20 protein-coding genes, 1 pseudogene and 1 other annotated feature are annotated in these 22,596 nt (G+C 44.1%); of the genes and pseudogenes, 13 read left to right on the top strand and 8 right to left on the bottom strand.

Annotated elements, in window-relative coordinates; all coding sequences use genetic code 11:
* Window positions 1-127: 127 nt before the first annotated feature.
* Complete coding sequence (gene murC, locus JOJ89_RS16235; RefSeq protein ID WP_029278955.1) at window positions 128-1,426, top strand: UDP-N-acetylmuramate--L-alanine ligase; 1,299 nt, start codon at window positions 128-130, stop codon at window positions 1,424-1,426.
* Between the two features lie 146 nt (window positions 1,427-1,572).
* Here murC and JOJ89_RS16230 read toward each other — a convergent pair whose 3' ends face one another.
* Window positions 1,573-2,688 carry an aminopeptidase gene (locus tag JOJ89_RS16230; RefSeq protein WP_029565840.1) on the bottom strand — a complete coding sequence of 372 codons (1,116 nt, stop codon included), beginning with the start codon at window positions 2,686-2,688 and terminating at the stop codon, window positions 1,573-1,575.
* Window positions 2,689-2,904: 216 nt separating this feature from the next.
* Between JOJ89_RS16230 and JOJ89_RS16225 the strand changes: the two genes are divergently transcribed.
* The 3 genes from JOJ89_RS16225 to ytxJ all read left to right on the top strand — a co-directional run bounded on the left by JOJ89_RS16225 (window position 2,905) and on the right by ytxJ (window position 4,329).
* Window positions 2,905-3,348 (top strand): DUF948 domain-containing protein, encoded by a 444-nt coding sequence (locus JOJ89_RS16225; RefSeq protein ID WP_029278958.1) that lies wholly within the window; start codon window positions 2,905-2,907, stop codon window positions 3,346-3,348.
* A gap of 47 nt (window positions 3,349-3,395) precedes the next feature.
* The gene (locus tag JOJ89_RS16220) at window positions 3,396-3,893 is read left to right on the top strand and encodes a YtxH domain-containing protein (RefSeq protein WP_029278960.1); all 498 of its coding nucleotides are present in this window, start codon (window positions 3,396-3,398) and stop codon (window positions 3,891-3,893) included.
* 103 nt (window positions 3,894-3,996) lie between these two features.
* Complete coding sequence (gene ytxJ, locus JOJ89_RS16215) at window positions 3,997-4,329, top strand: bacillithiol system redox-active protein YtxJ (protein ID WP_029278962.1); 333 nt, start codon at window positions 3,997-3,999, stop codon at window positions 4,327-4,329.
* 34 nt (window positions 4,330-4,363) lie between these two features.
* Here ytxJ and JOJ89_RS16210 read toward each other — a convergent pair whose 3' ends face one another.
* Complete coding sequence (locus tag JOJ89_RS16210; protein ID WP_203288424.1) at window positions 4,364-6,484, bottom strand: cell division FtsA domain-containing protein; 2,121 nt, start codon at window positions 6,482-6,484, stop codon at window positions 4,364-4,366.
* A gap of 324 nt (window positions 6,485-6,808) precedes the next feature.
* Here JOJ89_RS16210 and JOJ89_RS16205 point away from each other — a divergent pair, with 324 nt between their 5' ends.
* Window positions 6,809-7,885: a bifunctional 3-deoxy-7-phosphoheptulonate synthase/chorismate mutase gene (locus JOJ89_RS16205; RefSeq protein ID WP_029278965.1), complete on the top strand. Its 1,077-nt coding sequence runs from the start codon at window positions 6,809-6,811 to the stop codon at window positions 7,883-7,885.
* Between the two features lie 234 nt (window positions 7,886-8,119).
* Window positions 8,120-9,190 carry a catabolite control protein A gene (gene ccpA, locus JOJ89_RS16200; protein WP_267881644.1) on the top strand — a complete coding sequence of 357 codons (1,071 nt, stop codon included), beginning with the start codon at window positions 8,120-8,122 and terminating at the stop codon, window positions 9,188-9,190.
* A 42-nt stretch (window positions 9,191-9,232) separates the two neighbouring features.
* Here ccpA and JOJ89_RS16195 read toward each other — a convergent pair whose 3' ends face one another.
* Genes JOJ89_RS16195 through JOJ89_RS16185 form a run of 3 tightly spaced genes read right to left on the bottom strand, consistent with a single transcriptional unit; the run spans window position 9,233 to window position 11,718 of the window.
* Window positions 9,233-10,405, bottom strand: coding sequence for an acetoin utilization protein AcuC (locus tag JOJ89_RS16195; protein WP_203288422.1), 1,173 nt, complete (start codon window positions 10,403-10,405; stop codon window positions 9,233-9,235).
* Window positions 10,402-11,046, bottom strand: coding sequence for an acetoin utilization AcuB family protein (locus tag JOJ89_RS16190; protein ID WP_029278970.1), 645 nt, complete (start codon window positions 11,044-11,046; stop codon window positions 10,402-10,404). Before JOJ89_RS16190 ends, JOJ89_RS16195 begins: the two co-directional genes overlap by 4 nt.
* Window positions 11,047-11,085: 39 nt before the next feature.
* Window positions 11,086-11,718, bottom strand: a complete 633-nt coding sequence (locus JOJ89_RS16185) for a GNAT family N-acetyltransferase (RefSeq protein ID WP_029278972.1) — start codon at window positions 11,716-11,718, stop codon at window positions 11,086-11,088.
* 162 nt (window positions 11,719-11,880) lie between these two features.
* Here JOJ89_RS16185 and acsA point away from each other — a divergent pair, with 162 nt between their 5' ends.
* Complete coding sequence (gene acsA / locus JOJ89_RS16180; RefSeq protein ID WP_203288420.1) at window positions 11,881-13,599, top strand: acetate--CoA ligase; 1,719 nt, start codon at window positions 11,881-11,883, stop codon at window positions 13,597-13,599.
* A 229-nt stretch (window positions 13,600-13,828) separates the two neighbouring features.
* Here acsA and JOJ89_RS16175 read toward each other — a convergent pair whose 3' ends face one another.
* Entirely contained in the window at window positions 13,829-16,747 is a 2,919-nt protein-coding gene (locus JOJ89_RS16175) for a transglycosylase domain-containing protein (protein WP_051827228.1), read from the bottom strand.
* Window positions 16,748-16,877: 130 nt separating this feature from the next.
* Window positions 16,878-17,099 (top strand) — a binding site (T-box leader).
* Between the two features lie 48 nt (window positions 17,100-17,147).
* Between JOJ89_RS16175 and tyrS the strand changes: the two genes are divergently transcribed.
* Together tyrS and JOJ89_RS16165 are read left to right on the top strand one after the other, a co-directional pair.
* Window positions 17,148-18,413, top strand: coding sequence for a tyrosine--tRNA ligase (gene tyrS, locus JOJ89_RS16170; protein ID WP_029565835.1), 1,266 nt, complete (start codon window positions 17,148-17,150; stop codon window positions 18,411-18,413).
* Window positions 18,414-18,539: 126 nt separating this feature from the next.
* Window positions 18,540-18,758 carry a hypothetical protein gene (locus tag JOJ89_RS16165; protein WP_029565834.1) on the top strand — a complete coding sequence of 73 codons (219 nt, stop codon included), beginning with the start codon at window positions 18,540-18,542 and terminating at the stop codon, window positions 18,756-18,758.
* 92 nt (window positions 18,759-18,850) lie between these two features.
* On the opposite strand, the pseudogene JOJ89_RS16160 reads toward JOJ89_RS16165, so the two are convergent.
* Window positions 18,851-19,245 (bottom strand): annotated as a pseudogene (locus JOJ89_RS16160) (MerR family transcriptional regulator).
* Window positions 19,246-19,456: 211 nt separating this feature from the next.
* Here JOJ89_RS16160 and JOJ89_RS16155 point away from each other — a divergent pair.
* The 4 genes from JOJ89_RS16155 (at window position 19,457) to JOJ89_RS16145 (ending at window position 20,869) form a co-directional block, all read left to right on the top strand.
* Window positions 19,457-20,002, top strand: coding sequence for an acyltransferase (locus tag JOJ89_RS16155; RefSeq protein WP_203288418.1), 546 nt, complete (start codon window positions 19,457-19,459; stop codon window positions 20,000-20,002).
* 153 nt (window positions 20,003-20,155) lie between these two features.
* Window positions 20,156-20,272 (top strand): cyclophilin-like fold protein, encoded by a 117-nt coding sequence (locus JOJ89_RS21160; protein WP_242524620.1) that lies wholly within the window; start codon window positions 20,156-20,158, stop codon window positions 20,270-20,272.
* Between the two features lies 1 nt (window position 20,273).
* Window positions 20,274-20,531: a cyclophilin-like fold protein gene (locus JOJ89_RS16150; RefSeq protein WP_203288416.1), complete on the top strand. Its 258-nt coding sequence runs from the start codon at window positions 20,274-20,276 to the stop codon at window positions 20,529-20,531.
* 140 nt (window positions 20,532-20,671) lie between these two features.
* Entirely contained in the window at window positions 20,672-20,869 is a 198-nt protein-coding gene (locus JOJ89_RS16145; protein ID WP_203288414.1) for a DUF6440 family protein, read from the top strand.
* Window positions 20,870-21,133: 264 nt separating this feature from the next.
* Here the strand turns inward: JOJ89_RS16145 and JOJ89_RS16140 are convergent, their stop codons facing one another.
* The gene (locus JOJ89_RS16140; protein ID WP_203288412.1) at window positions 21,134-22,501 is read right to left on the bottom strand and encodes an aminotransferase-like domain-containing protein; all 1,368 of its coding nucleotides are present in this window, start codon (window positions 22,499-22,501) and stop codon (window positions 21,134-21,136) included.
* Window positions 22,502-22,596 lie beyond the last annotated feature (95 nt).

Below are 22,596 nucleotides of genomic sequence, written 5' to 3'. Positions count from 1 at the left end.
CAGAATGCAGAATGCTGCAGGCCTGCGATTAAAATACATAACCGCTATCTTATGCAGCCGCCGGTTGCACATTGGGTTAAGAATCATATAATGTCAAACAGATAGACGTTTGTTGGAGGTTCTATTTATGACTGTTTACCATTTTGTTGGAATAAAAGGGACTGGAATGAGCGCCCTGGCACAGATTCTTCATGACATGAACTATGAGGTTCAGGGATCTGACATTGAAAAACCGATTTTTACACAAAAAGCATTAGAACAGCGCGGAATTAACATTTTCCCATTTTCAAAAGAGAATATCCGTCAAGGACTGACGATTATAGCCGGAAATGCGTTTCCGGACACACACCCGGAAATCGAAGAAGCAAAGAATCTTGGTCTTGAGATCATCCGCTATCACATTTTCCTGGGTCAATTTATGGAGAAATTTACAAGTGTGGGTGTAACGGGAGCACACGGTAAAACGTCTACAACCGGTTTGCTCGCTCATGTAATGCAGGGTGCAAAGCCTACTTCCTTCCTCATCGGAGACGGAACAGGCAGAGGGATGGAAGGAAGCGAATACTTTGTTTTTGAAGCGTGCGAGTACCGCAGACATTTCCTTTCCTACTACCCGGATTACGCGATCATGACGAATATCGACTTTGATCATCCTGATTACTTCAGCAGCATCGATGACGTTTTTAAAGCGTTCCAGGAAATGGCCATGCAAGTGAAAAAAGGGATCATCGCCTGCGGTGATGATGAGCACCTTCAGCATATCCAGGCTAATGTTCCTGTCGTGTACTACGGATTCAGCGAAGAAAACGACTTTCAGGCACGCAATGTAGTCAAATCAACGGATGGAACAAGCTTTGATGTGTTTGTCCGAAATACATTCTATGCTTCATTTAAGATTCCTACGTTCGGAGACCACAGTGTGCTGAATGCTCTATCTGTCATTGCCATTTGCCACTATGAAGAAATTGATGCAGAGGTTATTCAGGCGCAGCTTCAAACGTTTGAAGGCGTAAAGCGCCGATTCAACGAGAAAAAAATCGGCAATCAGGTTCTGATTGATGACTATGCGCATCATCCGACTGAAATTACGGCAACGATTGATGCAGCCAGACAAAAATATCCGGACCGTGAAATCGTGGCAGTGTTCCAGCCGCATACGTTTACCCGCACACAGTCGTTTCTTGATGAATTTGCAGACAGCCTGAAGAAAGCAGATATGGTTTACCTCTGCGATATTTTCGGCTCTGCCAGGGAAAACATCGGAAAGCTCTCAATTCAGGATCTATTGAATAAAATTGATTCAGCAGCCCTGATTGACGAAGAAGAAACTGGCGTCCTTAAAAAGCACGAAGGCGGCGTTCTTGTGTTCATGGGAGCAGGAGACATTCAGAAATACCAGCGTGCCTACGAAAAAGAAATAGGTTAAAAAAGCATGAGCCGCGGCTCATGCTTTTTTGTGTTTTCAATGAAATTTTAATGAATAAAAGGCTGTGCACGAAATAACAAAGTTATCCTCGGCAAGCGTAAGCGCCTAGATCCTCTGTCAGAACAAGGCACTTCCGCTTTTGTTACTTATTTAAGACTTTCAGGATTCAGCCCTTTTAGCTCATCAATCACAAAGACGCCGTCTTTTCTGATTAAAACACCGTCAAAATACATTTCTCCGCCGCCGTATTCAGGGCGCTGGATGTTAACCATGTCCCAGTGGATATTGGAGTGGTTGCCGTTAAATGCATCATCATAGCATTGTCCCGGCGTAAAGTGGAAGCTGCCGTCAATTTTTTCATCAAACAGAATATCCTGCATCGGATGCTGGATGTACGGGTTAACGCCAATCGCGAACTCGCCGATATATCTTGCTCCTTCATCTGTGTCAAAAATACTGTTGATGCGGTCTGTGTCGTTTGATTCGGCTTCAATGATTTTGCCGTCTTTAAACGTGAGTTTTACATTTTCAAACGTGAAGCCGTTGTATGGTGAAGGCGTGTTATACGTAATGGTTCCATTGACAGAATCGCGGACCGGCGCCGTATAAACCTCTCCGTCAGGAATATTCATTTCTCCTGCACATTTAACGGCAGGTATGTCTTTAATGGAGAAAACGAGATCAGTTCCAGGACCTGTAATTCTCACTTCATCCGTTTTGTTCATCAGATTGACGAGCGAATCCATCGCCTCATCCATTTTGCCGTAGTCGAGATTGCAGACATCAAAGTAGAAGTCTTCAAATGCTTCCGTGCTCATTTTCGCAAGCTGGGCCATAGAAGCGTTTGGATAGCGGAGGACAACCCATCTTGTTTTAGGAACGCGGATATCACGGTGAACCTTTTTGCCGACAGTCCGGCTCTGCAGCTTCATCTGAGAATCTGGAACATCTGCATGCTCATTTATGTTGTCACCTGAACGAAGCCCGATATAAGCATCCATTTTGCTCATCACATTTGCTTCAAAATCTGCCATCATGCTGTACTGCTCTTCCTGTCCTCCCATGAGAAGGGCACGGTCCACCTGCTGATCCTTGAGGGATACGAATGGATATCCTCCTGCAGCGTAGGCTTCTTGAACAAGAGCCGTAACGAGCTCTCTTTGCAGACCGAAATTTTCAATAAGTACTTTCTCGCCTTTTTTTAATTTAACTGAATAATTGATCAGGTTTTTGGCGAGTGTTTGAATGCGGGGATCTTTCATTTTTCTTCCTCCTATGTAAACATATAACCGGCTCAGCCTTTATTGTAACCGATGTTTTAAAAAAGAGTTAAAATTTTTAGTGAAAATTGAAAAACTCGGTCATAATAGGAAAGGAATCCGGCGTGTTTTGTAGAATACTAGGGGTATGAAAAATTCATGTTTATGATTTGTTTCTTACGGGAAACAGTTACTATCGCTTATTTGGAGGTGCTGAAGTTGGAAATTATTTTATACTTAGCTGTTGCACTCATTGCAATTGCATTCACAGTTCTTGTCGTGTTCCTGTCGAAAACGCTGAAGGCGCTGTCGGCTACGCTGAACAATGTAGCAGGCACACTGGAAGGCCTTGAGAAGCAGGTGCAGGGTATCACCCTTGAAACGACTCAATTGCTGCATAAGACCAATGCTTTGGCAGAAGACATTCAGGAGAAATCCGAGAAACTGAACACAGTTGTATCCGCTGTTCAGGGTGTCGGTTCATCTTTACAGAACTTCAATGATTCTGTACAAAAGGTAGCCGCTTCTGTCGGCACAAACCTTGAGAAAAACCAGGATAAAATCAATCAGGTCGTCCAGTGGAGCAACGTGGCCATGGATGTCTGGAACAAATGGAAGATCAAAAAAGAAGTTCGAGAACAGCAGAAGTACCCGACTATATGAACTCGTTTCAAAAAATATAGAAGAATTACAATAGGGAGGAATTTATCATGAGCAAAGATGGAATCAACAGTAAAGATTTTATGATCGGAACACTTGTTGGAGGGATTGTGGGTGCAACAACAGCCCTTTTCCTTGCGCCGAAATCAGGTAAAGAACTTCGTGATAATATTGGGGAACAGGCTGTCATTGTAAAAGAAAAAACAGGTAAAATCACAAACGATGCCCTTGAAAAAGGCAATGAGTTTGCTGCGATTGCAAAAGAAAAATCAGCCACTCTTTCACAGGCTGTGACTGACCAGTCTTCACAGATCATGAGCAAAGTGCGTGATCTTAAATCATCTAAACAGCAAAACGACGAGCAGACAGAGGACGAAATCAGACTTGCTCCTGAAGCAGCCGATGAGCCTCAGCTGAATGCGGATGTACAATCGCCGGTAAGCCCAGCGGCGGCTCCAACTGCCGGTACAACGCCTCATTCAGAAGAGCTTAAAAAACAAGTGAACAAAGAGATCGAGGAAGCGAAAAAAGAAGAAATCAACAAGTAAGCTTCCTGAAATAGAAAAAACAATCGGCAGCTTAAAGCCGATTGTTTTTATTTTGTCATTTATTCGTATAAAATGTAGGTAAAACCAGTGGAGGCCAAAAATCATGCCAAAAGTAAAAATTGATACTGTAGAAGACTTCCAGAAAATCGCCGAGCAAGAAGCTGCATTCCTTTTCTTTAAAAACAGCTTAACGTGCCCGATTGCCCAGGCCGCCTTTTCTGAGTTCTCCGCGTTTACAGAAGGGAACGATTCCATTCCCGCCTATTACCTGAACGTGCAGGAAGCAAGACCGCTATCTAACCATATTGCCGAAACTTACGGCATCAGGCACGAATCGCCTCAGGCCCTTCTGTTTAAGGACAAGCAGGTTGTCTGGAATGAATCACACTGGAAAATCACAGCAGACTCTTTGAAGCAGGCTGCATCAAACGAATAAAAGAAAAGCGGAGCCGACAGAGGCTCCGCTTTTCTTAAATCCATTTTATACTCAGCCTATCCCCCGGAGAGAGCTCTTCGTGGAAGCTTGTTTCCTGTTCATTTTTCAGCAGGAGGAAGCGCTTGTTCGTCTGAGCGGGGAATGTGACGTCAACAGCTTTGAACACGTCCTGGAAGATGAAGGAGCCTGCCTGCTGTTTTTGAATCTTCAGGTCATCGCCGCTTCGGATCTCATCAGATAAGGAGAGCAATATGCCTCCTCTGTATACGTGAAGAAGCATTTTTTTGATGACAGTCGGTTCTTGATTGTAGAAAATGGTGATGGATTCATAGGCATCCATTTCAAGAGCAGAAAGCACCTGGCCGAGAGAAGGCCTTTTTTTGCGGACAGCCGTTATTTGATCCCGTTCTTTGAAAGAGGAATCCGGATGTGCTTTTTCATGGTTAATCGTGATTTTTCCTGAGAATGCGTCCAGATGGACTAACCGTCCGTCAATAGACAGGCAGAAGGGAGTGCATCTTGACGCGTCCTGGAAAAGGTCCATGACTTTGTCAGGGAATGTATAAGTAATCACATCTCTGTCAGCGACCGGGTCATTGGGGTCAGCCGGTGTTCCATTTTTTAAGAGCTTCGCCTGCACTGCAACCTGCTCGCCGTTTAAAATGATTTTCTTTTCCGGTACAACATCGATCAAATCTGAAATGACGACAGGGAGGGAGTGGCCGTCTTTCCCTTTTTGAATCGTTATTTCATCTCCGTTCTGAAGTTCTTCATCTACTGAACAGCGCCTTCCGTTTTTACTGATGACCGGTGCTTCGCCGTAGGTGCCGGGAACGGTCACAGAACGGCCGTTGATCGAAACAAAATAGGCAAGTCCGGGTTTGCCGTAATAGCCTGACAGCTGAATGCCGGATGACAGCAGGCTGTCAGAGACGGTCCGTTTTTTCATCTGAAGAAGTCTCACTTTCCGTCCGTTGACACTGACACTGACATAATGAATCGGATTGATGCTTGAGGTAATCGCGATGCCGATCGGTGTCACAAGCTCCGGTCCTTTCCCTAAGCTATCCGAGAGATGAAGCTGCTGAATCGCTTCGATTCCTCTAATGGCAATACGGTCTTCAGGCAGCGACAATTGTTCTGCAAGCAGGGCAGGCAGTCCGGGAGTTAAGCTGCCTCCCCCGATCAGCATGACAGCTTTTGGCGGCTTTCCGCTGTTGAGCGAGAGGATTTCTTCTTTGATTAATTTCGCAAGACGGGAAGCAGCAGGCTGTATGGAAACTGCGGCTGCTTCTTTTGAAACACTTTTCTCGTACCCAAGGATATCCTTAAAATGGATGATCTGTGATGTGTTCAGTTCTCTTTTTACCCGTTCTGCTTCATGAAAATCAAGCAAATATTCGTCTGAAACAGCTTCTGTAATGGCATCTCCTGCTGCGGGCACCATTCCGTATGCGGTAACCGTGCCTTCGCTTGTAATGGCAATGTCAGATGTGCCTGCCCCAATATCAACAAGAGCCACATTGAGCCTTCTCATAGATGCCGGTATCAGCACATTGATGGCTGCAATCGGTTCCAGCGTCATGCCAAGCATTTCTAAGTCTGCTCTTTTTAAAGCGGCCAGGAGAGACTCTGTTACGACTTTAGGCAGAAAGGTAGCAATAATCTCGACAGATGCGGTGTGCCCCTGCTGGTCGAGCAGACTGCCGATCTCCTGCTGATCAAGCTTATAGGAAATAACAGAGTAGCCCACGCAGTCATAGCCAGCCATGCCGGTTTCTTTCTTGGCGATTTCCTGCTGTGCAAGCTGAACGGCCATTAATTCGAGCTGGGAGACTGCCTCATCTTCAAGAATCGGTTTTCCTGTTATATCGATGGATGCTTCTGCACGAAGTGTTTTAAGCGCTCTTCCTGCTGCGGCAACGCTGACTTTTTTCAGAGGCCCATATTTTTTTTCAAGCTTTTCTTTTACGGATACAATGACTTTAGCCACAGCTTGAATATCGTGGATCTGACCGTCGAGCATTGAGCGCTCATTATGTTCTTCCATGACGGCATCAATGACTTCAAACACGCCGCTGCGCTCAGAGAGAAGCAGTCCCACGACTGAACGCGTGCCGATATCGAGTGCGAATGTATGGTCAGCTGCTTTCATGAACAGCACCTCTTTCATTTATTCTTATCTAGTTTATCGGCTGAATTCGAAAAAACATCAGCCGTGCCTCAAGCAGACTCCTGAAAAAGACTGCAAAAACAACCGCTCAAACGCTTTATTGCTTAAAAGCGTTTAAATGTTAAAGAAAAATGCGTGACAACAGGATTGTTTTTGTATATAATTATCACTAATTACAAAAGAAAATGATTACTATTTTCTTTTCAGTGCATAATGCATCTGCCGGGAATACGGTCAGATGCTTGAATAAGATGCATGTACAAGCCGGTTTGCCGGTTTCTATAAAAACGGGAAAGGATGAGTCAGATGAGTAACGCCGAGTTAGAAGCATTGCGAGAGAGAGCAGAAGAGATTAATCTGCAGATTTTACAGCTGATTAATGAGCGAGGAAAGTTAGTACAGGATATTGGTAAAGCCAAGGAAGCGCAGGGCGTTAATCGATATGATCCTGTCCGTGAACGAAGAATGCTTAATAAATTGAAAGAAAACAATGACGGGCCTTTCGAGGATTCCACCATTCAGCATATATTCAAAGAAATCTTTAAAGCGAGTCTTGAGCTTCAGGAAGACGACCACCGCAAGGCGCTTTTAGTTTCTCGTAAAAAGAAACCTGAAGATACGATTGTGGATGTAAAAGGAGTTAAAATCGGAGACGGCAGCCAGGTACTGATTGCCGGTCCATGCGCAGTTGAAAGCTATGAGCAGGTTGCTGCTGTTGCTGAAGAAGCCAAGAAACAGGGAGTGCGCCTGCTTCGCGGCGGTGCGTTCAAACCGCGCACAAGCCCTTACGATTTCCAGGGTCTTGGTGTAGAAGGCCTGAAAATACTAAAACGCGTTGCCGATGAGTACGATATGGCTGTCATCAGTGAAATCGTCAACCCGGCAGATATCGAAATCGCAATTCAATACATCGATGTCATTCAGATCGGTGCACGCAATATGCAGAACTTTGAGCTGCTGAAAGCTGCCGGTGCCGTTAATAAGCCTGTGCTCCTGAAGCGCGGTCTTGCGGCAACTCTCGATGAATTTGTGAATGCTGCCGAGTATATCATTTCACAGGGGAATGATCAGATCATCCTGTGTGAACGCGGCATCAGAACGTATGAAACAGCAACACGCAACACGCTTGATATTTCAGCGGTTCCTATTTTAAAACAGGAAACGCACTTGCCTGTACTTGTTGATGTGACGCATTCAACAGGACGCCGCGATTTGCTTATTCCATGTGCTAAAGCTGCACTTGCAATCGGAGCAGACGGCGTAATGGCAGAGGTTCATCCGGACCCGGCGGTTGCACTGTCAGATTCTGCCCAGCAGATGGATTTCGATCAGTTTGCTGATTTCATGAATGAAATTAAACCTTTAATTAAAGTTAAAGCATAAAAAACTTTTTCAGGGTGCCGCGGAGGAGAGAATTCTTGAATCCGCACGGCACCCTGATTTTGTTTTGCTTGCAACATGATGAGGTTTTATTTATGATAGAAAACAGTGCTGTTTATGAAAAACTTTGCTCATTTATGAACAAATACAGTTATATTGCGTAAAAACGCTGTAAATAGATTGCTTACGTTTTCATAGTATCGTATCATTATGTACATATAAATTCATAATGATGACATGTTACTTTCAATAATTGTAAATGCTAACTATACATATAGATGGATTTCGAAGGAGTGTAGGAAAATGAACAATATTACGATTTACGATGTAGCCCGTGAAGCAAATGTTTCCATGGCTACAGTATCAAGGGTTGTAAACGGCAACCCGAATGTAAAACCGACAACGCGCAAAAAGGTGTCTGAAGCCATTGATCGTCTCGGCTACCGCCCAAATGCTGTTGCAAGAGGACTTGCGAGCAAAAAAACAACAACTGTAGGGGTCATTATCCCTGATATCTCAAGTACATTTTATGCAGAACTTGCCCGTGGAATTGAAGATATTGCAACTATGTACAAATACAATATTATCTTGAGTAATTCAGATCAAAACCGCGACAAGGAACTTCACCTGCTGAACACGATGCTTGGAAAGCAAGTGGACGGAATTGTCTTCATGGGCGGAAACATTACAGACGAGCATGTGGAAGAGTTTAAACGCTCCCCTGTACCGATCGTTCTTGCTGCTTCTGTAGATGTAAATGAAGTGACGCCTTCCGTAAACATCAACTATGAGCAGGCATCCTTTGATGCTGTGTCCATGCTGATTGAAAAAGGCCATAAGCGCATCGGTTATGTAACAGGACCAATGGAAGAGCCGATCAATAAAGAAATGAAAATGAAAGGCTATCTGCGTGCCCTGTCAGAAGCCGGCATTGACGCTGATGAAGCGCTGATCACAGAGGGTGACTACACGTATGATTCAGGCCTTGAGGCTTTTGAGAAAATCAATGAGCTCTCTGATAAACCGACTGCGATCTTTGCAGGAACTGATGAAATGGCGCTTGGAGTTGTACATGCTGCTCAGGACATGGGCTATGTGATTCCGAATGACATTGAAATCATCGGATTTGACAACACGAAGCTTGCATCAATGGTCCGTCCTAAGCTGACGACCGTTGTACAGCCGACTTATGACATCGGAGCTGTAGCTATGCGCTTATTGACAAAGCTGATGAACAAAGAAGAAGTGGAAAATCATATCGTTGAGCTTCCGCACCGCATTGAAATAAGACAATCGACAAAATCATAAGTAAAAGGCATGAATCCCTGCGATTCATGCCTTTTTTCAGGTTTAAAGAGAGTGTCTGTCTTTCGCCTTGTTCTGACGGATCGGGAAAAGAGCTTTAGCGGTCGTCTGCGCATTTTTCTCTTCAATTTCAAGCTTTCTTGGGATGGCTTTATAGTCATCCTTTGAATCGTGCCAGAAGGAAGGAAGAGTGACAGGGGCTTTTGACTGCCAGTGTTCAATCCACTCAGGAGGAAGGTTTCCTTCTGCAGGAAGATTCTTCATCTGAAGCCAGATCATCGCCCATGCCCTTGGGACAACTCTCCAAATGTCATACCCGCCTCCGCCGACGGCAATCCATTTTCCTCCGCAGTACTCATCAGCGATTTCCTGAGCGAGCTTAGGAATTTCTTTGAAAATAGCGGTCGTTGTCGCGAAATGGGTAAGAGGATCATAAAAGTGAGCATCGGCGCCGTTTTGGGTAAGAATCACATCTGGCTTAAAGAAAGCGGCAACCTCCCGTATCGACTGCTTGTAGGCATCCATCCAGGATTCATCTTCAGTAAAGGCATCAAGCGGGATATTAAACGAATACCCGTAGCCCTGTCCTGCACCGCGCTCGGTCACATTGCCTGTCCCAGGAAATAAGTAGCGTCCGGTTTCATGAATGGAAAGGGTGCAGACAGAAGGATCATCGTAAAAAGTCCACTGCACGCCGTCTCCGTGATGGGCATCTGTATCTATATAGAGCACTTTCGCCTGATACTTTTTCTGAATATACTTGATTGCTACAGAGCTGTCGTTATATATGCAAAATCCGGAAGCCTTGCCGCGGAAGCCGTGATGAAGCCCGCCTCCAAGATTCAAGGCTCTTTTGGATTTTCCTTCCATAACATGCTCGACAGCTGCAAGCGTGCCTCCGACAAGAAGGGCTGCGGCGTCATGCATGCCGGGAAAAATAGGTGTATCTTCCGTTCCGATACCGTAATTCATTGCCTCTTTTTGATCCAGTTCTCCCGCTCCCGCTTTTTTAACAGCTTCTATGTACTTTTTGTCGTGAACGAGTGCAAGCTCTTCATCAGTGGCCATCCTCGGAGCTGCGAGCTCATCATCAGACAAAGCATTCATCTTTTTCAGCAGGTCATAGGTCAACTCTACTCTAAGCTGGTTGAATGGGTGGTCCTGGCTGAATTTGTACTGCTGAAAAAGAGGGGAGTAGATGAAAATATTTTCTTTCATGACGAAATCCCCGGTACATTGGGCCACAGAACGGTATAGCCTTCTTTATCAAGCTCCTCAATTAAAGGCATCGGATTCATTGTCTGAACTCTGAAGACGAGGATCTTAAACCGTTCGTCCTGATCAGGATAGACGAGCACGCTCGATATATTCACATTGTGCCTGCTGAAAACAGCAGCTGCTTCTGAAAGAACTCCTGATACATTCGGAACTTTTACTTCAATCTGAGAGCCGGGCTGGTCAGCGCCTGTCAGCTGAACGAATGTATGGAGAAGATCCGTTTCTGTCACAATCCCCACTAGCTTTCCGTGCTTGATGATCGGCAGACATCCAATTTTATGCTCATAGAAAATAGACGAGATTTCTTCGACAAAATCAAGCGGATGTCCGGTAATCGCATCTGTTTTCATGATGGATTTGAGCGGTTTATTCAGCGTTTCCCGGTCATTGGTCAGTTCGAATATGGAAGGACTCGCATCCTTTATGTCCCTATCTGAAACGATGCCTGCGAGCATGTCGTTTCCTGACACAATAAGAATATGGCGGATTCGGTGTTCAGCCATTCTTTCAATGGCTTCAGCAATGGTTGCATCCGGCTGAAGCGTAACGACGTTTTTATTCATGATTTGTTCAACGATCATTCTTATTACCCCTTTGTTTTAAAGCATGAACGAAACATATCAGTACATAAAGCGGTTTTTGAATCTCAATTGGTCAAACTGCTGAATGGAGTCCTGATCGACTCTTTTCCCTATTTTCGCCATCAGGCAGTTTGCAGGATGAGAGCTGATTTCAGGTTCATCTGTCGCATACCATTCAAGGCCGCCTGCATTCATCATCTTCTCCATGACTTTCCTGTATTCCCATACATTCAGCCCGGTTCCTTTTAAATCCCAGTGCCAGTAGTACTCGGTTGTAATGGTGATATAATCCTCCATGGCATCGTCCATCATCGAAACTCTCAGAAGATTTTTCCCCACAGAGAAGCCCCGGAATTCAGGTATGACTTCAATCGCACCGAGTTCAATCAAATTTTCCATCTTACCTTCTGACCATCTTTCAAGAGGATCAGGATACAAATATGTAACATACCCGACAATGGTATGGCGATTTCTTGCAATAATAATCCGGCCTTCCGGAAGTCCCGCTATTTCGACCAGTGCCTTATGCTGCTGCTCAGGCTGCCTGAAAGCGGTCAGATCCTTGTGAAATTCAAGTCCTGCCAGTTTTTCAGGCTTAATGGGTCCTTCAATAATAAGGGGGCCAAACGGAGTTTTTATCTCTTTTGCGTTGTACGTTTTCGGGTGTTCCATTCATTCACCGCCTTTTTAATCTGCTGAACTATCATCTATTATACTAGAAAAAATAGAAAATGAAGCGTTTACACGAAAAAACCGGGATTTTTTTAAAAATTGAGAAAAGATAGAAACTGTTCTATAATAGAGGATGTATACACTGAACAAGGGGGAATTAAGATGAAGTTGGAAGCGCTGCCAGCAGCAAAGGGGAACCACAATCTTGAAGACTACCAAAAAACCTATGACCATTTTGACTGGTCTGAGGCAGAAAAAAACCTCTCGTGGTCGGAAACAGGAAGAATCAATGCTGCATACGAAGCAATTGACAAACATGCAGAATCTTTCCGGAAGAACAAGGTTGCCTTGTACTACCGGGACCCTGAAAGAGAAGAGAAGTATACGTTTAAAGAAATGAAAGAACACTCAAATAAAGCAGGGAATATTCTCCGCCAATGTGCAGATGTTGAAAAAGGCGACAGAGTGTTTGTCTTCATGCCGAGAACGCCTGAGCTTTATTTTACCGTGCTTGGAGCCATCAAACTGGGCGCCATCGTTGGTCCGTTATTTGAGGCATTCATGGAGGGGGCAGTAAGCGACCGCCTGAAAGACAGCGAGGCTAAAGTCATCGTGACAACGCCTGAACTTCTTGAGCGTGTTCCGTTCAACGATCTGCCTGCTTTAAAGCATGTTGTATTAGTTGGAGAAAATGTAAATGAAGATGGTCCGTACATAGATTTCCTTACAAGAATGAAAACCGCTAGCACGAAGCTCGAAATAGAATGGGTAGAAAAGACGGACGGACTTCTTCTTCATTATACGTCCGGTTCAACAGGAAAACCTAAAGGTGTGCTTCATGTCCATCAGGCGATGGTCCAGCATTACCAGACAGGCAGCTGGGTGCTTGACCTGAAGGAAGATGACGTTTACTGGTGCACAGCAGATCCAGGCTGGGTAACGGGTACAGTATACGGCATTTTCGGACCATGGCTTCACGGTGCATCCAATGTCATCGTTGGAGGCAGGTTTAAGCCGGAGCATTGGTATGAAACGATCCAAAACTATGGCGTTACCGTATGGTACAGTGCGCCGACTGCCTTCCGCATGCTGATGGGAGCAGGAGACGAACTCGTTAAACAATATGATTTAAGCTCATTAAGACATGTTTTAAGTGTCGGAGAGCCTCTTAATCCTGAAGTTGTCAGATGGGGAGTAAAAGTGTTTGATAACCGGATCCACGATACGTGGTGGATGACGGAAACAGGCGCGCAGGTAATCTGCAACTACCCGTCTATGGAAATTAAACCGGGCTCTATGGGCAAGCCGATCCCGGGCGTTCAGGCTGCCATAGTGGATGACCAGGGAAATGAAGTTCCGCCGTACCGCATGGGCAACCTTGCGATTAAAAAAGGCTGGCCTTCCATGATGCATGCGATCTGGAACAACAAAGAAAAGTATGAATCCTATTTCATGCCGGGCGACTGGTATGTTTCAGGCGACTCTGCCTATAAAGATGAGGACGGTTACTACTGGTTCCAGGGAAGAATTGATGATGTCATCATGACATCCGGTGAGCGCGTAGGGCCGTTTGAAGTGGAAAGCAAGCTTGTCGAACACCCAGCCATTGCAGAAGCAGGCGTCATCGGCAAACCTGATCCTGTCCGCGGCGAAATCATCAAGGCATTTGTCGCCCTTCGCGACGGCTACGAGGCGACGGATGAACTTAAAGAGGAAATCCGCAACTTCGTCAAAAAAGGCCTTGCTGCACACGCGGCACCTCGCGAAATTGAATTCCGCGACAAGCTGCCTAAAACACGCAGCGGAAAAATCATGCGCCGTGTCCTGAAAGCATGGGAACTTGATCTGCCGACAGGAGATTTGTCGACGATGGAAGATTGAGGGAATACCTGTGAATAGAAGTACAATGGAAAATCCGGACTATGGTCATTAGTTCGGATTTTTTCTGTTGAGGAAGGGAATTGTATGTGCTGCTGCTTTCTCAGAGTGTGAACTAAGGTTTGTGGTGCAATTCGGTGGAGTGGCGCCACTTTCTCGATGTGGGGATTATCGTTTGTGGCCCAACCTCCAAAGCCTAAAAAAGGATGCCCGCAGCGGGCATCCTTCATCTTCATCCATTCGGCTTTTCAGGCGGTGTCTGGGGTTCGCCCGGCGGTTTTACAGGCTCTCCCGGTTTTGGTTTTTCAGGCGGAGCCGGCGGTTTCGGTTCAGCAGGCTTAGGCTCCGCAGGTTTTGGTTCTGCCGGCTTCGGTTCAGCAGGCTTAGGCACTGCAGGTTTTGCAGCGGCCGGTTTTTCTGCCTGGTAGCTGCCGCTTTTCACAATGGCTGAAGCAGGTGATTCTTTTCCGGCTACGTCAACTGCTGTAACGTAGTAGGCTGCCGGAGAGCCGCCAAGTGATGCCGACAGGCTTTTTGAAGCCGGAATGCTTGCGACTTTTTTAAAGTCTTTAGAGAAGTTGCCGGCTGCATATACGCGGTATCCGATGACATCAGAGTCTCCGCTTGTGTTCCAGGCAAGAGAGCTGCCGCTTATTCTAACACCTGACACTTGCCCTGGAACCGCTCCGTTGTCCCTGATCTCATTTCCGTCAGTGACGACAATTTTTCCCCAGTTTGTTTTGTTTGGCAGCAGTTCTTTTAAATCGCTGAAGCTGCTGAGGTTATGCATTTCAAGGATTTCCTTCTTCAGCATCGGACCCTGCTGGACAAATTCAGCCGGAGCAGAAGGAGGCACCTGATACGCACGGTCTTTTACAAACACATATTTTCCGGACGTTAAACTGTCGTCTGTTTTTTTCGGCACGAATTTAGCGTTGAAAAGATCTGTTGTGACCAGTCCTGCCTGCTGGCACATCGCTGATGGAAGGTCCCCTGAAAGGGCGCAATAGGATCTCTGGACAATTCCGCCCGGCATTTTAAATGTGGACTTTGGAGCAATTAGTCCCGGGTTTACTTCATAAGCAGCGTTCATCATTTTTGACCAGAGGAGGATGTTTCTATTGCCATAGTTCATCCCCTTATACCTTTTATCAACAGGTTTAGGTGTATCATACCCGAGCCAAGTTCCAAAAGACACATTTGGATTGGAGGCTACAAACCAGATGTCCCTGTACTCCTGGCTCGTTCCCGTTTTTCCTGCCCAGTCTGCATTGAACGACAGGTATTTTTTTGCGGAAGTCGCTGTCCCTTCACTGATGACATCTCTCATCATATCAAGTGTCAAATAAGCAGTCTGAGGTGAAAAAACATCTACTGGTGTTGATTTGTGCTGGTAAATGACTTCTCCTGTTTTTGTTTCAATTTTCTCAATCAGATAAGCATCAATAAATTTTCCGCCGTTTGCAAATGTTGTATAGGCATTAACGTTTTCTTCAACAGTTACCCCGGTAGTTATACCTCCTAGTGCCGTAGAAAGTCCACCGTCACTTTTATGAATAGTGGTCATGCCCATTTTTTTCAGGTAAGAAAGAGGATCTTTATTCTGTATTTTCATGTATGCTTTAACTGCAGGTATATTATATGATTTAGCGAGGGCGAATCTTGCGCTTGTAAAACCATGAAATCTTCCGTCAAAGTTACCTGGAGAGTATTTTCCTGGCAATGGGACATCCGCAAGAACAGAACCAGGCTGAAGTTCACCAAGCTCCATAGCTGGTGCATAAGCAACAAGCGGCTTCATTGTCGATCCATTCGACCGCGGTGCGTCTGTCGCGTGATTCGTCTGTGAAACATCGTGATCTCTTCCCCCGACAAAGCTGAGGATTTTTCCGGTTTTGTTTTCGATTAACACAGCCCCTACTTCAACCGGTTCCTGAACCTGAGTCTTTTTGCCTGTTTCTTTATTAATCTTGTATTCTGGTTTACTGTTGCCGTAATATTCATAGGATTTGGCAATGGCATTCATTTTATCGTACATATTTTTATTGACAGTAGTGTGAATCTTGTAGCCGTTTTGTCTTAGATTTCTGTCTGCCAGAGCTTTGTATTCGGCATAGAGCTCTTTATTTTGCTTCAGTTCATCCAGTTTGCGGCCGTCTTTTTCCGCAAGCTGGGCAAGAATGATATCTCTTGCGCGCTCTTCAATTTCGTATGTTAGCCAAGGATATTCATCAATGGAAGAAGGTTTTGCGGCTGTTAAGCTTTTTCTGAGGTCGAATTTGCTTGCTTCCTGATATTCCTGCTGGGTAATAAAGCCTTTGTCGTGCATGCGGCGCAGAACGGTTTTCATTCTGGACGTTCCCGCGTCAAGATCTCCTTTAATTTTACCTTCGTTTGTAAACGGAGTATAGCCAAACGGGCTTTGCGGAAGTCCCGCTATAAACGCAGCCTGAGGAAGGGACAGGTCTTTTGCATCGACTCCGAAAATACCTTGAGCAGCTGCCTGTACTCCCGCGACATTTCTGCCTGATGCATTTCTTCCAAGATCCGCTACATTCAAGTAAGCTTCAAGAATCTCTTCCTTTTCAAAAAAACGTTCAAGTCTGAGGGCGAGCAGGATTTCCTTTGCTTTTCTGTCAAAAGAAACTTCATCGGTCAGGATCTGATTTTTGATGAGCTGCTGAGTCAGAGTGCTTCCTCCCGAACGGGTAGCTGAGTTAGTTGCTTCCTGGAAAAGGGCGCGCATAATCGCTTTAGGAACAACGCCATCATGCTCATAGAAGAATTCATCTTCAGTGGCGATTACTGCATTTTTCACATGATCCGAAATATCCGCAAGCTTTACTTCCTGCCGTTCAATATCTGCCCGGAGCTTGCCGAGATAAACATTATCCGAAAAATAAACCTGCGAGGTTTCTTCATAGTTGTAGATGTCTTTTTTCATTGAATTGTATGTGCGGAGAGGTTCATCTTTTACGAGAGAAGCAAAATAGCCTGCTCCTACGCCCGCACCGAAAGAAGCCGTCAGTAAACCGATTACAATAAACACAAGCACCAGGTTCCAGATGACTCCATATGTAATGTTAAACCCTTTAATTGTTCTATGTTTGTAAGGCATCCATTTTCTGTACCACGTTCTAAGTTTATCCATGAGCGTATCATCCCCCTATACAATCACTTCATTATATCATATAAAAACAGTTCTTTTGTATGATCTTGTCAAATCGGGGCGGATCGTTTGACAAGTCATGCTGAGTTGTGGTAAAAAAGATTTATTATTATTTATCGCTTTGAATGGAAGAAGTAGTGAACATCTCCCTGTCCCAGAAAGCTGATGGTCGATGCAAATCAGCACAAAGATGGATCATGAATTACCTCCAGGAGCTTCTTTTGTGAACGGCAGATCTGCCAATTAGCAGAAGACGGTTAAAGGCCGTTATCTTTTCGAGACGGGAAGCATGCTTCCCAAAGCAGGGTGGTACCGCGTATTCCACGCCCCTTCATTTATTGAAGGGGCGTTTTTGTATTTTATGAAAAAGGAGAGAAGCAAAATGAGTGAATTGCTCAAAGATCTTCAGTTTAGAGGATTAATTCAACAAATGACAGACGAAGAAGGCCTGAAAAAGGTGCTTGAAGAGGAGTCTGTTAAATTATATACAGGATTTGACCCGACAGCAGACAGCCTGCACATCGGCCATCTGCTTCCAATCTTGACGCTTCGCCGTTTCCAGCAGGCAGGACACCGTCCGATTGCCCTCGTAGGGGGAGCAACAGGAATGATTGGAGACCCGTCCGGCAAAAAAGCAGAACGTACGCTGAATACATCTGATATCGTCAAAGAATGGTCAGATAAAATTAAAAACCAGCTGTCACGTTTCCTTGATTTTGATCCTTCAGGCAAAAATCCTGCCGTACTTGCAAACAACTTCGACTGGATCGGCTCTATGGATCTCATTACGTTCCTAAGAGACGTTGGCAAAAACTTCGGCATCAACTACATGCTTGCTAAAGATACGGTTGCATCAAGAATCGAATCCGGCATCTCATACACAGAATTCAGCTACATGATTCTGCAATCATACGACTTCCTGAACCTATACAGAGAAGAAGGCTGCAGACTTCAGGTTGGAGGAAGCGATCAGTGGGGCAACATTACAGCAGGTCTTGAGCTGATCCGCAAATCAGAAGAGAATGCAAAAGCATTCGGTCTAACTGTACCGCTTGTGACAAAATCAGACGGCACAAAATTCGGCAAAACAGAAGGCGGCGCGATCTGGCTTGATAAGGAAAAGACAACGCCTTACGAGTTCTACCAGTTCTGGATCAACACAGACGACCGCGACGTTATGAAATACATTAAGTTCTTTACGTTCATGTCACACGCGGAAATTGAAGCTCTTGAGCAGGAGCTTGTGAGCTCTCCGGAAAAACGTGCAGCTCAAAAAGCACTCGCTGAAGAAATGACAAAGCTTGTGCATGGAGAAAAATCTCTTGATCAGGCCATCAAGATTTCACAGGCGCTGTTCAGCGGCAACATCAAAGAACTGACGGGCGACGAAATTGAACAGGGCTTCAAAGACGTTCCTGCTTTTACAGTTGAAGAGGACGAAATCGGCTTGATTGACCTTTTAGTCAATGCCAAAATCTCTCCTTCAAAACGCCAGGCGAGAGAAGACGTATCAAACGGAGCGGTTTACATTAACGGCGAACGCGTTCAGGAAACAGACAAAGTTCTTGGAGCCGAAGACCGCATTGACGGCAAGTTTACCGTGATCCGCAGAGGGAAGAAGAAGTACACGCTGATTCAGTACAAATAATTTTGGAAAGCCTCTATTTATAGGGGCTTTTTTTCTTGCCAAAAATTACACTCCATACCTCCCAAAAAAAGTTGTAAGCGAACAGGTGTTTGCATATAATAAAGGGAGAGCAAAGGAGCTGAAAAAATGAACGGACTATTTGAGAGGTCGATTAATCAGAAGCTTCCGATTGAAATTATTTATCTTTCTGAAAAAGGAGCTTTGTCCCAGAGAACAATCGCTGTGAGGGAGATACGCGGCAGTTATGTGAAGGCATACTGTTATTCAAAACAGCAGGTGAGGATCTTTAAGGCTGACAACATTTTATCTGCCGGTTTGAAGGGGAAGATAGTGAATTATGCGTAGTTTTAGAAAAAACGGTTGGCGATTCAAAGAGACAAAGACTGCCTTTGTTCCATCCTATTAAAGATAAAATAAAGGCAGTTTTCAAGTCGTGCTTAGTCGTTTACTTTATGAATTTTCTCTGTTCCTGCGTCCATCGCAGTCTTGTAATACCAGCATTTATGATGAATGATTTCCATCGTCTTTTTCAATTCCTCAATTTGAGCCGCTACACTCGCCTTGCGTTCGATAAACATTCATACCTCTGTTGCAGCGTAGAATCTCCCTCAGAACACCAATCTATAAAAGCTTTAATTTCTTTTATGGGCATTCCAGTAGATTTCAGGCATTCAATAATTCTTAAAGCTTCAATATCTGATTCTTTAAACACTCTTGTCCCGGTGGATGTTCGTTCTATGAAAGGCATCAGGCCTTCTTTGTCATAGTAGCGCAAAGTATATACGGTAAGGTTTAATTCTTTAGCTGCTTCTCCAATGGAATATGTAGTCATACATCATCTCCCCCACTATCAATCACTGAAAGTTAATATGAGATTTATGAACTGAATCGTATCATGAGCTGTTATGAGTGTCAAAGCAGTCATTTGATTGGGGTAAGTCTATTGAATTCTTGTTTAAGCTTGACCTAGAGTTAACTATAAGGATTAACATACATGGAGCAGGGTAGAAATAAATTCAATTGGATGGACACGGAGGATTATAATGGACTTTCATGAGTTTCTGGCACACTTAAACAGGGGAGAAGCGGTCGAGAGACATTCAGAGATGAATCAGCTTATGCATCTATTTTCTCAAGACGCCATGAAGGTAACGGCTGAGTTAAACGGAGGTTACCGAACACCCCAAGAATGGTGGATCCTTCATTTGCATTGTTCCCGCCATTTTATACAGATTTTGGGAAAAAGCATACATGTGGGCAGGAACGTTTTTATCAACTCCGGCTGCCGCTTTCAGGACCAGGGAGGAATTATAATTGGCGATGGTGCGCTTATTGGGCACAATGTTGTCCTGGCTACTCTTAATCACGACATTGATCCCGGAAAGCGCAGCACTTTGCATCCTGCGCCAATTACCATAGGCATCAGCGTCTGGATAGGTGCAAATGCCACCATCCTTCCAGGTGTAACCATAGGCGATGGGGCAATTATTGCCGCTGGTGCAGTTGTAACAAAGGATGTGCCGCCGAATGTCATTGCAGGCAGTGTGCCTGCGAAAATGATAAAGAAAATAGAATCTGATCAGGATTAAAGCAAAACTGTGAAGTTATTTTATATGGGGAGCAGGAATAGTAGAATCGCAGTCCTCTGTTTGTTTCTCTGCAGCTTTGCCCTGACTGCCTGCACCGGCAGTGAAAGGGAGGTCAGCCTGGAAAACTCACTTCAGGAAACGGGGAAGAGTAGTATGACAGATCAGATGATAGATGTGACATTAACAATTGGGGAACAGGTATTTTCTGCAAAACTTTATGACCATCAAACGACCCGGGCATTCATTGAGAAACTGCCCCCTGAGTATTAATATGAACGATCATAATCGCAATGAAAAATTCTACAATTTTTCAGATGCCCTTCCTGAAGACTCCGAAAGGCCGGGAGAGATCCGGGCAGGAGATATTATGCTGTATGGAGATAACTGTCTAGTGCTTTTCTATGAAAGTTTCTCGAGTACTTATCGTTATACAAGAATGGGATACATTGAGGACGCAGCGCGTTTTGCTCAAGCTGCAGGAGCGGGAGATGTAACTGTTGCTTTTGATCTGGAAGAAAACAGGAAGTAACATGCAGAAGAAAAATAGTAGATTGTTACATGCAGGAAAAAAATTCACTGTATAGAATAATGTGGGCATACAGTATTGATCTAATCACTAAAGGAGAAGCAGATTAGGTATTTAAAAGTAACTATAAGGAGTGAAAAATAATGTTCATTAAAAAAGATGATAACCGTTTTGATGAAAAGCTGATCCAAACTTCTCAGCAGGGTAGCCTAATATCCATATGGGTTGACCGTCAAACAGGTGTTAACTATTTATACACATGGAGTGCGCAAGGCTGCGCTCTCACACCTTTGTTAGACGAGAATGGAAAGGTAATAGTGGACCAGATAGGAGCCAATTGAAAAGTAATCGTTTTAAGCAACCTCTCATTAAAAAGGATTGCCTTTTACTATCTCTAGAACTTTAGTGTGATTAGCTGCTGCTTGAAAAAAATACAAAGAAGTGTCATTTGCTGCGCGGTACAATCCGGATTTCGGGTGGATTAGTGCCTATAACAGCAGACTAAGACCCACTCCGCAATTGTAGAGTGGGTTTAATCATGTAACCATACTGAAGGAAGCCCTCAAAACCCAAAAATCAAGCATGGACTCCTTGTCTGCTGCTTTTTAGTTGTGAGGGTAAATGGCATGAGGTTTTTTATTGTCAAATGCTGTAATAGCTTCATTTATCTTTTTCACGCCTTGTATTATTTCCTTTTCATGCACCTGGGAAATACATAAACGAATGAGATTGTCTTTATTAAACTCCGGGAGAAACATTCTGTGTGTATCATCTAAAAGAACCTCCTGCTCAAAAAGGAATTTGGCGAGTCTTTTTGATGAAATGCTGTTCGGTAAATAGATAGAAAGATAAAATCCTGAATCCGGCTCCGTATATTGTGTTCCCTTGGGAAGATATTGGCTGCAAGAATGTTTCAACAGGTTCATCCTAAGAAAATATACTTCTTTTATTTTCTTTAAATGACTGCGGTACATTCCGCTTTTTAAGTAAATATCCAATGCGCCCTGGGAAAGAACTGGGCTGTTAAAGTCAGCACTGAACTTGTATCGCAAAAAAATTTCAACTAAATTGTCTGGCAGTATAACGCTTCCAATCCTCAGGCCTGGCAGAAAAATTTTAGAAAAACTTTGAATATAAATGACTCTTCCAGAAGGATCGAAAGCGAAAAACGGGTCCGCTTTTTTATTTCGTTCCAATTCACCCAGGAAATCATCCTCAACAATATAAACATCGTATTTATTTGCAAGCTCCACAATTTTTTTCTTCTCATCATTCGTATAAGAGTGTCCGAGGGGATTATGAAATCTCGGGATAACATAAAAAAACTTTATATCGTTGTTTTTAAAGTGATATTCAATTTGTTCTAAATCAATTTCAGTCATGGATAGTTCAATGCCAAAGGCTTTAGCCTGATTTACTTTGAGCGTTTCAATCATACCGAAATACGTTGGCTGTTCAATCAGAATATTTTTTTTGCCATTAGGAAATGGCAGGGCAGTCAGCAAATGTATGGCTTGCTGTGAACCTGAAACGATAACTACACGTTCAACAAATGTAAAAACCTGATTATATTGAAAGTTGTTTATAAGTTCTTTACGCAGCGCAAGCAGGCCTTGTTGATCTGAATATGTAAAAATCTCTTCCTTGTATGTTTCTATTGCCTGATTGATGCAATGCTGAAATTCCTTGTAGGGCAAAAGCTGTTTATCTGGGCCAGCGGATAAGAAATCTATTGTACCAGGTTGATTGTCTGGCAGTTTTGGTTCGTTTACTAGGTAATAGCCGCTTTGGGGGATTGCGTATATCAAGTGTTCTTTTTCTAGTTCATTGAATGCTTTTATGACCGTATTTTTACTGCAGTTATATTCCTCAGACAGTCTTCTGATAGAAGGAAGTTTACTGCCGGCAGGTAAATTTCTTTTTTTAAGTTCACCCTTAATATCTTCTGCGAGTTTAAGATATTTTAGATTCAATCTCGTTCCGCCCTCCTTAAAACAACTGTACCCTGACAGATGCGGCAAACAGCAATGGTATCCGTTATCTGTTTCTAATAGTATGTGATTATATC

Origin of the sequence: Metabacillus sp. cB07 (genome assembly GCF_016839225.1) — a bacterium.
In the GTDB taxonomy this organism is placed as follows: domain Bacteria; phylum Bacillota; class Bacilli; order Bacillales; family Bacillaceae; genus Bacillus_P; species Bacillus_P indicus.
The sequence above is the reverse complement of the archived record's forward strand: the minus strand, read 5'-3'. Positions and strand labels throughout refer to the sequence as shown.

Excerpts from the sequence above, each read along its gene's own strand:
- murC (WP_029278955.1), top strand. The coding sequence starts at position 128 with ATGACTGTTTACCATTTTGTTGGAATAAAAGGGACTGGAATGAGCGCC.
- JOJ89_RS16230 (WP_029565840.1), bottom strand. The coding sequence starts at position 2,688 with ATGAAAGATCCCCGCATTCAAACACTCGCCAAAAACCTGATCAATTAT.
- JOJ89_RS16220 (WP_029278960.1), top strand. The coding sequence starts at position 3,396 with ATGAGCAAAGATGGAATCAACAGTAAAGATTTTATGATCGGAACACTT.
- ytxJ (WP_029278962.1), top strand. The coding sequence starts at position 3,997 with ATGCCAAAAGTAAAAATTGATACTGTAGAAGACTTCCAGAAAATCGCC.
- JOJ89_RS16210 (WP_203288424.1), bottom strand. The coding sequence starts at position 6,484 with ATGAAAGCAGCTGACCATACATTCGCACTCGATATCGGCACGCGTTCA.
- JOJ89_RS16205 (WP_029278965.1), top strand. The coding sequence starts at position 6,809 with ATGAGTAACGCCGAGTTAGAAGCATTGCGAGAGAGAGCAGAAGAGATT.
- ccpA (WP_267881644.1), top strand. The coding sequence starts at position 8,120 with ATGTTACTTTCAATAATTGTAAATGCTAACTATACATATAGATGGATT.
- JOJ89_RS16195 (WP_203288422.1), bottom strand. The coding sequence starts at position 10,405 with ATGAAAGAAAATATTTTCATCTACTCCCCTCTTTTTCAGCAGTACAAA.
- JOJ89_RS16190 (WP_029278970.1), bottom strand. The coding sequence starts at position 11,046 with ATGATCGTTGAACAAATCATGAATAAAAACGTCGTTACGCTTCAGCCG.
- JOJ89_RS16185 (WP_029278972.1), bottom strand. The coding sequence starts at position 11,718 with ATGGAACACCCGAAAACGTACAACGCAAAAGAGATAAAAACTCCGTTT.
- acsA (WP_203288420.1), top strand. The coding sequence starts at position 11,881 with ATGAAGTTGGAAGCGCTGCCAGCAGCAAAGGGGAACCACAATCTTGAA.
- JOJ89_RS16175 (WP_051827228.1), bottom strand. The coding sequence starts at position 16,747 with ATGGATAAACTTAGAACGTGGTACAGAAAATGGATGCCTTACAAACAT.
- tyrS (WP_029565835.1), top strand. The coding sequence starts at position 17,148 with ATGAGTGAATTGCTCAAAGATCTTCAGTTTAGAGGATTAATTCAACAA.
- JOJ89_RS16165 (WP_029565834.1), top strand. The coding sequence starts at position 18,540 with ATGAACGGACTATTTGAGAGGTCGATTAATCAGAAGCTTCCGATTGAA.
- JOJ89_RS16155 (WP_203288418.1), top strand. The coding sequence starts at position 19,457 with ATGGACTTTCATGAGTTTCTGGCACACTTAAACAGGGGAGAAGCGGTC.
- JOJ89_RS21160 (WP_242524620.1), top strand. The coding sequence starts at position 20,156 with ATGACAGATCAGATGATAGATGTGACATTAACAATTGGGGAACAGGTA.
- JOJ89_RS16150 (WP_203288416.1), top strand. The coding sequence starts at position 20,274 with ATGAACGATCATAATCGCAATGAAAAATTCTACAATTTTTCAGATGCC.
- JOJ89_RS16145 (WP_203288414.1), top strand. The coding sequence starts at position 20,672 with ATGTTCATTAAAAAAGATGATAACCGTTTTGATGAAAAGCTGATCCAA.